The 11,734-nt window shown below is 72.5% G+C and carries 13 protein-coding genes; 7 read left to right on the forward strand and 6 right to left on the reverse strand.

The features are described from left to right. Positions 1 to 30 precede the first annotated feature (30 nt). From ACFYSC_RS22660 to ACFYSC_RS22675, 4 genes are all read left to right on the forward strand, one after another. Complete coding sequence (locus ACFYSC_RS22660) at positions 31 to 1,209, forward strand: allantoate amidohydrolase (protein ID WP_389964889.1); 1,179 nt, start codon at positions 31 to 33, stop codon at positions 1,207 to 1,209. Then, positions 1,197 to 2,555: a formimidoylglutamate deiminase gene (locus ACFYSC_RS22665; RefSeq protein ID WP_389964891.1), complete on the forward strand. Its 1,359-nt coding sequence runs from the start codon at positions 1,197 to 1,199 to the stop codon at positions 2,553 to 2,555. Before ACFYSC_RS22660 ends, ACFYSC_RS22665 begins: the two co-directional genes overlap by 13 nt. 53 nt (positions 2,556 to 2,608) lie before the next feature. Continuing rightward, positions 2,609 to 3,799 (forward strand): imidazolonepropionase, encoded by a 1,191-nt coding sequence (gene hutI / locus ACFYSC_RS22670; RefSeq protein ID WP_389964894.1) that lies wholly within the window; start codon positions 2,609 to 2,611, stop codon positions 3,797 to 3,799. Positions 3,800 to 4,052: 253 nt separating this feature from the next. Then, positions 4,053 to 4,991 carry an RNA polymerase sigma factor RpoD/SigA gene (locus tag ACFYSC_RS22675; RefSeq protein ID WP_389964897.1) on the forward strand — a complete coding sequence of 313 codons (939 nt, stop codon included), beginning with the start codon at positions 4,053 to 4,055 and terminating at the stop codon, positions 4,989 to 4,991. 180 nt (positions 4,992 to 5,171) lie between these two features. Here ACFYSC_RS22675 and ACFYSC_RS22680 read toward each other — a convergent pair whose 3' ends face one another. Beyond that, positions 5,172 to 6,350: a cytochrome P450 gene (locus tag ACFYSC_RS22680; protein ID WP_389964900.1), complete on the reverse strand. Its 1,179-nt coding sequence runs from the start codon at positions 6,348 to 6,350 to the stop codon at positions 5,172 to 5,174. 141 nt (positions 6,351 to 6,491) lie between these two features. Here ACFYSC_RS22680 and ACFYSC_RS22685 point away from each other — a divergent pair, with 141 nt between their 5' ends. Further along, positions 6,492 to 7,097: a TetR/AcrR family transcriptional regulator gene (locus tag ACFYSC_RS22685; protein ID WP_389964903.1), complete on the forward strand. Its 606-nt coding sequence runs from the start codon at positions 6,492 to 6,494 to the stop codon at positions 7,095 to 7,097. Between the two features lie 50 nt (positions 7,098 to 7,147). Here the strand turns inward: ACFYSC_RS22685 and ACFYSC_RS22690 are convergent, their stop codons facing one another. The 3 genes from ACFYSC_RS22690 to ACFYSC_RS22700 form a co-directional block, all read right to left on the reverse strand. Beyond that, on the reverse strand, positions 7,148 to 7,558 hold the full coding sequence (locus ACFYSC_RS22690) for a hypothetical protein (RefSeq protein ID WP_389964906.1): 411 nt from the start codon (positions 7,556 to 7,558) through the stop codon (positions 7,148 to 7,150). A 26-nt stretch (positions 7,559 to 7,584) separates the two neighbouring features. Beyond that, a complete protein-coding gene (locus ACFYSC_RS22695; RefSeq protein WP_389964909.1) occupies positions 7,585 to 8,013 on the reverse strand; it encodes an SgcJ/EcaC family oxidoreductase in 429 nt (142 codons plus the stop codon). Between the two features lie 152 nt (positions 8,014 to 8,165). Then, complete coding sequence (locus tag ACFYSC_RS22700; RefSeq protein ID WP_389964912.1) at positions 8,166 to 8,792, reverse strand: PadR family transcriptional regulator; 627 nt, start codon at positions 8,790 to 8,792, stop codon at positions 8,166 to 8,168. Positions 8,793 to 9,057: 265 nt separating this feature from the next. On the opposite strand from ACFYSC_RS22700, the gene ACFYSC_RS22705 reads away from it, so the two are divergent. Continuing rightward, positions 9,058 to 9,471, forward strand: a complete 414-nt coding sequence (locus ACFYSC_RS22705; protein ID WP_389964915.1) for a nuclear transport factor 2 family protein — start codon at positions 9,058 to 9,060, stop codon at positions 9,469 to 9,471. Positions 9,472 to 9,551: 80 nt separating this feature from the next. Here the strand turns inward: ACFYSC_RS22705 and ACFYSC_RS22710 are convergent, their stop codons facing one another. Together ACFYSC_RS22710 and ACFYSC_RS22715 are read right to left on the reverse strand one after the other, a co-directional pair. Beyond that, positions 9,552 to 9,926 (reverse strand): DUF1761 family protein, encoded by a 375-nt coding sequence (locus tag ACFYSC_RS22710; protein ID WP_389964918.1) that lies wholly within the window; start codon positions 9,924 to 9,926, stop codon positions 9,552 to 9,554. After that, on the reverse strand, positions 9,919 to 10,599 hold the full coding sequence (locus ACFYSC_RS22715) for a hypothetical protein (RefSeq protein WP_389964921.1): 681 nt from the start codon (positions 10,597 to 10,599) through the stop codon (positions 9,919 to 9,921). The genes ACFYSC_RS22710 and ACFYSC_RS22715 overlap by 8 nt, the downstream gene beginning before the upstream one ends. 281 nt (positions 10,600 to 10,880) lie before the next feature. Between ACFYSC_RS22715 and ACFYSC_RS22720 the strand changes: the two genes are divergently transcribed. Continuing rightward, on the forward strand, positions 10,881 to 11,699 hold the full coding sequence (locus ACFYSC_RS22720) for an alpha/beta fold hydrolase (RefSeq protein WP_389964924.1): 819 nt from the start codon (positions 10,881 to 10,883) through the stop codon (positions 11,697 to 11,699). Positions 11,700 to 11,734: the final 35 nt, after the last annotated feature.

Consider the following 11,734-nt stretch of genomic DNA (forward strand, 5'->3'; position numbering starts at 1 on the left):
GCAAATGAATGGCTTCATTCACATAATGGGATGGTGTTCGACGAGATGTGGGGTGCCATCGAGCACCTCGGACGTGACGGCCGCACCGGCGGGTACCTGCGCGACGCGTGGTCGCCCGCCGACCGGGAGCTGCGCGAGTGGTTCCGCCAGGAGGCGGAGCGGCGCGGCCTCGACCTGCGCCAGGACCGCAACGGCAACCTCTGGGCCTGGTGGGGCGACCCGTCCGCCCGTCCCGGCGTCGTCACCGGCAGCCACCTGGACTCGGTGCGGCAGGGCGGTGCCTTCGACGGCCCCCTCGGCGTCGTCTCCGCCTTCGCCGCCCTCGACACGCTGCGCGCCAGGGGCGCCGAACCCGCCCGCCCGCTGGGCGTCGCCTGCTTCACCGACGAGGAGGGCGCCAGGTTCGGCGTTCCCTGCGTGGGATCCCGGCTCCTCACCGGTGTCCTCGACCCCGACCGCGCCCGCGGACTGACCGACGACGAGGGCGACTCGCTGGCCGAGGTGCTGCGCCGGGCCGGACGCGACCCCGGAGCCCTCGGCCGGGACGACGAGACGCTCCGGCACATCGGGGTCTTCGTGGAGCTGCACGTCGAGCAGGGCCGCGGCCTGGTCGACGCCGGAGCCCCGGTCGGCGTGGCCTCGGCCATCTGGCCGCACGGCCGCTGGCGCTTCGACTTCCGCGGACGGGCCGACCACGCCGGCACCACCCGCCTGGCCGACCGCGACGACCCCATGCTGCCCTTCGCCCGGACCGTCCTGCTGGCCCGCGAGGCCGCCGAACGCGCCGGGGTGCTCGCCACCTTCGGCAAGGTGCGCGTCTCGCCCGGCAACGCCAACGCCGTGCCCGGCCTGGTCAGCGCCTGGCTCGACGCCCGGGGCGAGACGGAGGACGCCGTCCGGGCGCTGGTCGCCGAACTGGCCGGCTCCTCCGGCGCCGAGGTGAGCGCCGAGTCGTGGACCCCCGTCGTCGACTTCGACACGGACCTGCGCGACCGCCTCGCCGCGGTCCTCGGCGGCGCCCCCGCGCTGCCGACCGGCGCCGGGCACGACGCCGGGATCCTCGCCGCCGCGGGCGTTCCCAGCGCCATGGTGTTCGTGCGCAATCCGACGGGAATCTCACACTCCCCGGACGAACACGCCGAGACGTCCGACTGCCACGCGGGGGTCGCCGCCCTCGCCGACGTGCTGGAGGACCTGTGCCGGAGCTGAACTACTGGTGCGAGCTGGCCTGGCTGCCCCCGGGAGAGGCGGTGAAGGGCGTGCTCGTCACCGTCACCGGCTCGATGATCTCCGATGTCGTCCCCGGCGTGGCCGAGCCGCCCGCCGGGGCCGTCCGCCTCACCGGGCTGACCCTCCCCGGCCTGGCCAACGCCCACTCCCACGCCTTCCACCGCGCCCTGCGCGGGAGCACCCAGCGGGAGAAGGGCAGCTTCTGGACCTGGCGCGAACAGATGTACGCCCTGGCCGCGGCGCTCGACCCCGACTCCTACCTCGCCCTGGCCAGGGCGGTGTACGCCGAGATGGCGCTGGCCGGGATCACCTGCGTCGGGGAGTTCCACTACCTGCACCACGCGCCCGGCGGCAGGCCGTACGAAGACCCCAACGTCATGGGGCACGCCCTCGTGCGGGCGGCGCGGGAGGCGGGCCTGCGCATCGCGCTGCTGGACACCTGCTACCTGACCGGCGGCATCGGCACCCCGCTGACCGGAGTCCAGCAGCGGTTCGGGGACGGCGACGCCGAAGGGTGGGCGGCGCGGGCCGAGGCGCTGCTCGCCGCCTACCGCGGCGAGAAGGACGTGGAGATCGGCGTGGCCGTCCACTCGGTGCGCGCCGTCCCCGCCGAGCAGATGCCGGTGATCGGCGCGTTCTCGGCGCACCACGCGGTCCCGGCCCACGCCCACGTCTCCGAGCAGCGCGGCGAGAACTCCGCCTGCGTGGAGACCTACGCCGCCACCCCGGTCGAGGTCCTGTGCGAGCACGACGTCCTCGGACCCCGCTCGACCGCCGTGCACGCCACCCACCTGTCCGACGTCGACATCGCGCTGCTCGGCCAGTCCGGCACCCACGTCTGCATGTGCCCCACCACCGAGCGCGACCTGGCCGACGGCGTCGGGCCCGCCCGGAGGCTGCGCGACGCGGGATCGCCGATCACCCTCGGCTCCGACAGCCACGCCGTCATCGACCTGTTCGAGGAGGCGCGCGCCGTGGAACTGGACGAACGGCTGGTCAGCGAACAGCGCGGCCACTGGACGGCCGCCGAGCTGCTGTGCGCCGCCACCGCCGACGGCCACTCCTCGCTCGGCTTCGCCGACGCGGGCATGCTCGTGCCGGGCGCGTGGGCCGACCTGGTGTCGGTCCGCCTCGACTCGGTCCGTACGGCGGGCACGCCCGCGCGCGACCTGGCGGAGACCGTGGTCTTCGCCGCGTCGGCCGCGGACGTCCACTCGGTGGTGTCGGGCGGCCGCCGCGTCGTCGAGGACGGCCGGCACGTCCTGGGCGACGTCGGCGCGATGCTGGGCGAGGCTATCGCGGCGGCCCGCGGGGAGGGGGCGTGAAGGGCGTGCGCGGGTCGGCGGGTACGGGCGGCGGAGCGGATCGGGGGAGCGGCGTGGCGGGAACGGAGCGGGTGGACGGTACGGCGGGGGAGGGGCGGAGCACGCTTTTCCACCGGATCGGGCTGCTCTACACCGGCGACCCCGATCGGGAGGAGATCACGGACGCCGCGCTGGTCGTCGAGGACGGCCGGGTGGCGTGGATCGGAGCCTCCGGTGAGGCGCCCGCCGCCGACGAACGCGTGGACGCCGGCGGGCGCTGCGTCGTCCCCGGATTCGTCGACAGCCACGCCCATCTCGTCTTCGCCGGGGACCGCACCGCCGAGTTCGCCGCCCGCATGTCGGGCGAGCGCTACACCGCCGGGGGCATCCGCACCACGGTCGCGGCGACCCGCGCCGCCACCGACGCCACGCTGGCCGGGCGGGCGGCCGCCCTGGTCGCCGAGATGCTCGCCCAGGGGACCACCACCGTCGAGATCAAGAGCGGCTACGGCCTCACGGTCGACGACGAACGCCGGTCCCTGGAGATCGCCCGGCGGTTCACGGCCGAGACCACCTTCCTGGGTGCCCACGTCGTGCCGCCGGACGCCCCGTCCGCCGACGACTACGTCCGCGTCGTCACCGGGGAGATGCTCGCGGCCTGCGCGCCGTACGCCAGGTGGGTAGACGTGTTCTGCGAGCGCGGCGCGTTCGACGCCGAACAGAGCCGGGAGATCCTGCTGGCGGGCATGAAGTCCGGGCTGCTGCCGCGCGTCCACGCCAACCAGCTCGGCGAGGGGCCCGGAGCGCGGCTCGCCGCCGAGGTGGGCGCCGCCTCGGCCGACCACTGCACCCACCTGACGGCCGGGGACGTCGATGCCCTGGCCGCGGCGGGGGTCGTCGCCACCCTGCTGCCGGGTGCGGAGTTCTCGACCCGCTCGCCGTACCCGGACGCTCGGCGGCTGCTCGCGGCCGGGGTGACCGTCGCGCTGGCCACCGACTGCAACCCCGGCTCCTCCTTCACCTCGTCCATGCCGTTCTGCGTCGCGCTGGCCGTACGGGAGATGCGGATGACGCCGCTGGAGGCGGTCCGGGCCGCCACGTACGGCGGAGCCAGGGCCCTGCGCCGCGACGACGTCGGGGTACTGCGGACGGGAGCCGCCGGTGACCTGGTGATCATGGACGCCCCGTCCTACGTCCACCTCGCCTACCGGCCCGGGGTGCCGCTGGTGGCACAGGTCTGGAAGGAGGGGCGTCGTCTGGTTTGAGGCCTCGGTCGTCTGGTTTGAGACCCGTGAGACGTGGGCAGCGGCGGGGGGTGTGACACCACGCGCGCGGACGTCCTTCCCGGGGAAGGCATCCTCCTTGAGGAGGAAATCCAAAACCATTCTCCAGGCGTACTTCTTTAGGGAATCTTTGCTCCGGTCCGAGCGTTGATCAGACAAGCGGTGTGTCCGTGCACGCGGGGCGTTGAGCGAATGCGTGGGCACGCCATAAGCAGGCGGAGCGAGGTGCCATCGGATGGCAAGGCCGACGGGGAATCGGACGCAGGAGCAGCAGGTCTCGGATCGGGACCTGCTCGGGACCTACCTGGCTGAGATCGGGCGGGTCCCCCTGCTCACCGCGGAGGAGGAGGTGGAGCTCGCCAAGCGCATCGAGGCGGGCCTCTTCGCGGAGCAGTTGCTGGACGGCGGGCTGCCGGAACCGCGGATCGGGGACGCGGCCGACGAGGAGCTGGAACGGATCGCCGTTTCCGGGCAGCGGGCCAAGGACGAATTCATCCAGGCCAATCTACGTCTTGTGGTGGCGGTCGCGCGCAAATACTCCGGCCGGGGAATGCCGTTGATCGATTTGGTCCAGGAAGGAAACCTGGGCCTGGTGCGGGCGGTCGAGAAATTCGACTACCGCCGGGGTTACAAGTTCTCCACCTACGCCACGTGGTGGATCCGCCAGTCGGTGGGGCGCGCCATCCACGAGCAGGCCCGCCCGGTCCGGCTGCCCACCCACGCGGGCGAGCAGATGACCCGGCTGATGAGGGTCCGGCGCGACATGCTGGCCGAGTTCGACCAGGAGCCGACCGACGCCGATCTGGCCACCGTGCTGGAGCTGCCGATCGAGCGCGTCCGCGAGCTGCGCCGCTGGGCCTCCGAGCCGGTGTCCCTGCAGCTCGGCGTGGGCGACGAGGACGAGACCGAGCTGGGCGACATGATCGCCGACGAGACGTGGGCCGACCCCGAGCAGCAGGCCATGGACATCCTGGAGCGCGAGCGCCTGGAGCAGTGGCTGACCGGTCTGGAGGGGCAGACCCGGGAGATGCTCCGCTGGCGGTACGGCCTCATGGACGGCCGTGAGCACACCCTCACCGAGGTCGGCGAGCGCTACGGCATCGGCCGCGACCGCGCCCGCCGCATCGAGCGCGACGCCCTGGCCCGCCTGCGGAAGATGGCCACGGCGGCCTGATCCCGTTTCCACCAGGCCCGGCTCTTCGGAGCCGGGCCTTCCGTTTTCCGGGTGATGAAGGCGGGGCGGGGGTTTCCTCGGGCTGGGGCTTTTCCGCCGGGTGGCCGGGCGCCGTGGTCTCTCGCTTTCGGGCCGCTCACGGTTCCCGCCGTGGTCGTCACCGGGGCCGGCCCGCCGGGATCATGACCCCCAGGTGACGGGGAGTTCGTGGACTCCGAAAATCATCATGTCGTCGCGGAGGGGGACCTTCTCCGGTGGTACGGCCAGCCTCAGGTCGGGGAAGCGCCGGAACAGCGCGGAGAAGCCGGCCCGGATCTCGACCCGCGCGAGCTGCTGGCCCAGGCACTGGTGGACGCCGTGCCCGAAGGCCAGGTGGCTGGTGGAGGGTCTGGTCAGGTCGAGGGTGTCGGGGTCGGGGAAGCGCTCGGGGTCGCGGTTGCCGCCGGGGATCGAGACCATGACGCTCTCGCCCGCCCGGACGAGGACGCCTTCGATCTCGATGTCCTCCAGGGCGGCGCGGATCGTCCCCGGGACGATCGGGAGATAGCGCAGGAGCTCTTCCACGGCGCCGTCGGCGGTCTCCGGGTCGGTGAGCGCCGGAATCCGCCCGGGGTTCAGCAGCAGGGCGAAGGCGCCGAGCCCCAGGACGTTCGTCGTGGTGTCGAAGCCCGCGCCCAGCAGCATGAACGCGATGTTGGCCAGCTCCTCGTCGGTCAGCCCGGCATCCGCGACGAGCCCGCCGAGTATGTCGTCGGTGGGCTCGGCCCGCTTGCGCCGTACCAGCTCACCGAGGTGGCCGCCGACGTCGGCCATCGCCCGCTGCCGGTCCTCCTGGGTGGCGTCCTTCCGGATCATCTCCGTGACGTCCGCCTGGAACCGTTCGCGGTAGTCGTACGGCACACCCAGCAGTTCGCAGATCACCAGGGCGGGAACCGGCGCGGCGTACTCCCGTACCAGGTCGGCCGGAGGGCCGGCCGCCTCCATCCGGTCGAGCCGTTCCTCGGCGATCTGCTCGACGCGGGCGGCGAGCCGCCGCATCCGGCGTACGGTGAACTGCCCGGTGAGCAGGCGCCGGTAGCGGGCGTGGTCCGGGTCGTCCATTCCGATGAACATGCCGGGAAGGGCAGGCGGGATCTCCGCGGCGCTGAACGGGCTGTTGCGCAGCTCCTGCCGGGCGCTGAACCGGGGGTCGGCGAGGACCGCGCGGATGGTCGCGTGCCGGGTGACCATCCAGCCGAGCCTGCCGTCCGGGAAGCGGACCCGGGCGATCGGCCGCTCGCCGCGCATCGCCAGGATCTCCCGCGCCGGGTCGAACGGACCGGCGGCGGTCATGGGGAACGTCAGGGGCTCTGTCGGCATCTTCGCCGTCCTCACCGGGCGACAGGGGTCGCCCACGTCGTCTCTCGGGGCTGTCGTGTTCCGGCCTCCGCGATCTCATGAAACTACATCAAGTGTAAGAATACAATGAGGGTAAGGATAGTTTGCATGTAAAGTGAGTTCGTGGACGATTCACGGCGCGAGCGGAAGAAGCGGCAGACCAGGCAGCTGATCGCGGAGACGGCGATCAGGCTGTTCGGCGAGCAGGGATACGAGCAGACGACCGTCGCGCAGATCGCGGCCGCCGCGGACGTGGCCACGAAGACGTTCTTCAACCACTTCCCCAGTAAGGAGGACGTGCTGTTCGCCGACGCCCGGGAGCGCAACGCGGTCCTGCTGGAGGTGCTCGCCGGCCGTCGTCCGGGGGAGAGCCTCCCCGACCTGTTGACCCGGATGTACGACAGGCTGCTGGCCGACTACCTGGTGGCGGGTGCGGACGACCCCGAGCTGATGGAGACCTACACCCGCCTGGTCATGACGGTGCCCGCCCTCCAGGCGAAGGCGTTGCACATGATGTTCGAGCTGCAGAAGGAGATGGCGGCGGTCCTGGTGAAGGTCTATCCCGACGAGCTCGACCCGGTCGGCGCCGCCGCGGCGGTCGGCTCGGTGATAGGCGCCGTCCAGGGGGCCGCGCTGGCCAGTATGGACCTGGGCGAGCCGGAGGAGCGGTTCTGGGTGTCGATGCGCCGTGGCTTCGACCTCGCCCTGCGTGCCCTGCGCGCTCCCTGAGTCGTTTTCGCCCGTGGAGACCCGGGTGTAGGCCCGGGTCTCCCGTGGCCTCATTCCGGATACGCGGGGCGACCGAGGCGGTCACCGGCCCTGTGGAGCAGGTCGCCGAACGTCTTCCGGGTGCCGTCCTCGAATCCCGCGAAGAAGCGGTTGGCCATGGGCACGGCCCAGCGGCTCCGCCGTGCCACGTTGAGGACGCGGTGGACGAGACGGGTTCCCCGGGGGTGGGGCTGGAGGAGATACTCGCCGCGGTACCACCAGTTGCCCTGCAGCGCGAGGGCGTTCCGGCTCACCTCGACCGTCATCGTGTGGCCGGGGGCGTGGAGCGTGAACCGCTCCGGACCGCCGGACAGTCTCCCCTCGTGCGAGCCGTCCAGCAGCCACAGGTTGTCCGGGCCGACCGGGCCGGGCCGTACGGCGAGCAGCAGCCCGGCCACCTCGGCGACGGGGGCCTCGATCACCCCCGCCACCTCGCAGATCGGAGATCTCACCGGCTGGGCCCGGCCGGTGCCGACGGGTTCGTCCGCCGGGTGTTCTGGAAGGAGGCGAAGCGCCAGGCGTCGGGTTCCCGTACGGCCGTCAGGGTGATGACGGAGTCGCGCCCGGGGTCGGGCGTCCCGTCGAGGGACGAACCTCCGCCGGCGACCACGACCGCGACGTCCGGTCGCAGGAAGCGGATCGAGGGGGACGCCAGGCCGGTCAGCCTGGAGCCCTTCAACGGCCCCTCGAAGAGCGCGCGGTGGGAGTCCTCGATGGCCTTTCGGCCCGTCATGTGCAGGCCGAAGAACGTGACGTAGTCCGCGTCCTCGGTGAACTGCCCGGCGTAGGCGACGGCGTCGCCGTCGTTCCAGGCGGCGGTCATCCGCCCCAGCAGCTCTCCGACCTCCTCGATGGCTTCCACGGCGTGGTCGGTCATGTGCTCCTCCTCAGGAATCGGGCCCGTACGGGCTCTGGTCCGGTCCGTGAGGCGGCCTATCCTTGGAGACTGCGAGTCCTGGACGGCCGCATCGCGGATCCGGTTCGGGGTCATCCGTCGGCCGGGTGTTGGCGCACCCGGCCGGCGGTCTCTCACTCCTGTGGCGGCTCCTCGTCGAGGAGGCCGTCCAGCAGGGTGCTCTTGACGGAGGCGGGCCAGGCGAGCTCGCCCGACTCCAGGCGTGCGACCACCCCGCGCACCCAGCCGAGTTCGGCGGCCCTGAGCGCCCGGTCGCACTCCACCTCCAGCGTCAGGATCGCGGGCAGCCCGGAGGCCGCCAGCCCGCTGATGTGGGCGTCGGCGGCCACGACCATGCCTTCGAGGGTGGCGGCCCGGGTTCGCAGGCACCGGCCGGCGTCCTCGGGCGACAGGCAGCCCATGAGGGAGACGGCCGCCGTGAACGCGCCGCCGTCGGCCCCGGCCTCCTCCAGGAGCCTCCGGAGCCGGCTGCGCAGCTCGGCCCCGCCCTCCGGGGTGATCTCGTACACCGTGCGCTCGGGCCGGCGGCCCTCCCTCGTCGTCCCGGCGGGCGTGATGAGCTCCTCCGCCGCCAGCCGGTCCACCGCGTGGTAGAGGCTGCGGGGCAGGCCGGTGACGTAGTCCTTGTGGGTCTCGACGATGAGGCGGTGCAGCTCGTAGGGGTGGCTGGGCCGTACGGACAGCAACGCGAGCACGGTCAGCCCGACCAGATCCGGTTCATGTCTCCGCCGCGCCGCCATCCCCGCCTGCCTTCGATATGCAACTCTCTATATTGCATATTGCACTATCGCGACATGCGCGTCCAGACGGAGTCGGGATCCGGCGGCCGCCGTCCCTTTCGCGCGCCCGGTCATCCCGCGCCTCAAGTCGCTGAAAGTGATCACACGGCTCCCAGGGTCTACGCTGTCGGCCACGGTCGATGAATCAATGATCATGGGACGGTCGTCTTCACGACGCCTGGCCGGACATCGTGAAGCCTTGATGGAGTACCGGGGGGTCTGCCAGGTGTCCGAAATCGACAACAGGGCCTTGCTGGAGGAGGTCTTCGCCGAGACCGCGAAGGGGAACGGGCGGCCGTTCGTCGACGCGCTGGCCGACGACCTCCGCTGGACGATCATCGGGCGGACCGCGTGGTCGCGCGTCTACGAGGGGAAGCGCGCCGTACTGGACGAGCTGCTCCGTCCGCTCTCGGAGCAGCTCGGCGGACGCAACGTCGTCAGCGCCGAGCGTTTCGTGGCCGACGGCGACGTGGTCGTCGTCGAAGCCCGCAACCACGGTGTCACGACGTCGGGGCATGACTACCCGAACCGTTACTGCTGGATCTTCGTCATGCGCGACGGCGAGATCGCCGAGATCACCGAGTACACCGACACCCAACTGATCGCCGAGGTGCTCGCCCCGCCTCCGGCGGCCCGGTGACCGTCCGAGCGCCGGGTGAAGTCTGACGCGGTCGTCGCTCCCCGGCGCCGGCGCGCCGGGGAGCAGGGGGCTTCCGCCGGTCAGTGCCGGGCGCCGGCGATCGCGCCGAGCACCGGCAGCTTCACCAGCCAGTCCCCGGCGTGTGCCGCGGCGAGCCGCCACGGGGTGTTCTCGTGGAGGATCGCGCCGGTCCACAGCACCGCGGGAAAGCCGAGCCACAGGACCAGCCCCAGCAGCAGGCCGCCGGTCCAGGTGCCGGTTCCGGTCCATACGGCGAGGCCGGTCACCGCGCAGGCCAATGCGAGGCAACGCCCGAACTCGGCCGCGAACGTCCGCGGCGAGGCGGGGGCCGCCGAGGTCACCACCCGGCCGCCGAGGACGGCGTAGTAGAGGCCGCCCAGCACGAACGCCGTGACGGTCATGACCGGGACGAGGAGGAAGAGGGACTCAGGCATCGGCGGCACCGCCCGCGAAGTCCGCGGCGAGCGAGGTCAGGCGGTCACGCCACCACCGCTTCGCCCGTTCGGCCGCCTCGGCGTCCGCGAGGCGGGCGTGCTCGACCGTCACGGTGCCGCGGTTCTCACTCTTGGCGGTGAACGTGACGTGGACCCGGGTTCCGTCCTCATCCCAGTCGAAACGCGCCGACCTGGGCCGGGTGGCCGTACGTTCGCGCAGCCGCCCGTCGGGCAGCCAGCGGCCCCGTTCGGTCTCGTCCGCGAAGGCGGTGAAGAGCCGGTCGGCGGAGGCGTCCATGGTCCGCGACACGGTGACGGCGAACCCGTCCGCGCGCTGACCGACGGCGCGCCCGCGGGCCCGCTCATAACTCCCGGTCACCGCCTGCGGCTCCCACGCCAGCGGGACGGCGCCCAGCGACCCGGCGACCCAGCGGGCGATCTCCCGATGCGGTCGTCCCGCCATCCCGGCGGCGTCGAGGAGGTCGAACCACTCCTCCCAGCCGCGCCCGGTCCGCCGCCGGATCGTCTCGTCGGAGGCCGCCAGCACGGGGGCCGCGCCGGGGCCGTCCGGCTCGCGGGCCGCGAGCAGCGCGGCGCGCGCCGCGGCGTAACGTTCGCCCGTCTTGGCCATCCGCAGCCGGACGAGCTGTTTGAAGGATCGCTGCACGGTCAAGGTCCGCTCCCTGTCCACGGCGGCGATCCGCGACCCACGCTCGCGCGACCCCGCCGGAAGGGGCATGACAGACCGGCGCCCCGAGGGCTCGGGCCCCCTTTGCCCCCGCTGGGCCGGTGGCGTGAGCACCGGAACCGGGGGTTGGGCGCAGGACGGCGCCGCACACCGAGATTACACCGCCGATACCGGCTTGCCGATCGATATGTTCCGATCGAGGGGAAAGACCGAGGTATGAAGGGTTCCTCGGGAACACACATGACCGGCACCCCCGGAGGCGCGTGATGCGTATGGACGTCAACGGCGTGGAGCTTGAAGTCCAGGTCAGCGGGGAGGGGCCGGACGTCGTGCTGCTGCACGGCTACCCGGACACCCACGCCTGCTGGCGGCACCAGGTGGCCGCGCTGAACGCCGCCGGATACCGCACGATAGCCCCCGACCTGCGGGGCTTCGGAGCCTCGGCCAAACCGGAGGGGCTGGAGAACTACCGCCTCTCCCGCTACGTGGCGGACCTGCTCGGGATCCTGGACCACCTCGGCGTGGAGCGGGCCCATCTCGTCGGCCACGACTGGGGGTCGCCCATCGTGCAGCTCACCGCCGTCGCGGCGCCGCAGAGGACGCTCAGCCTCACCTGCATGTCGGTGGGTCACCCCGCCACGCTGGCGGCGGCGGGCCCGGCGCAGTGGAGGCGCTCCTGGTACATGCTGCTGTTCCAGCTCCCGGGCGTCGCCGAGCGGTGGCTCAGCCGCGACGACTTCGCGGCCATGCGGCGGTGGATGGGGCACCCCGAGGCGGAGGAGGTCGTCGCGCGCATGCGTGACCCCCGCGCGCTCACCTCCTCGCTGGCGATCTACCGTACGGGGCTGCGCCGCATGCCGTCCGGCAGGATCGCCAAGCTGCCGCCGGTGCCCGTCATGGGCGTGTGGAGCAGCGGCGACCGGTTCCTCACCGAAAGGGCGATGCTCCTCACCCAGGAGCACGTCACCGGACCGTGGCGCTACGAGCGGGTCGACGGCGCGGGCCACTGGATGCAGCTGGAGGCCCCGGACAGGGTCAACGCCCTGCTCCTCGACTTCCTCTCCACCGCCGCCCCGCCCCGCTGACCTCGCCGGCTCCCCTGCCTGGCCCCAGGGCCGGT

The sequence above is a fragment of the Streptosporangium sp. NPDC004379 genome, from assembly GCF_042873875.1.
In the GTDB taxonomy this organism is placed as follows: domain Bacteria; phylum Actinomycetota; class Actinomycetes; order Streptosporangiales; family Streptosporangiaceae; genus Streptosporangium.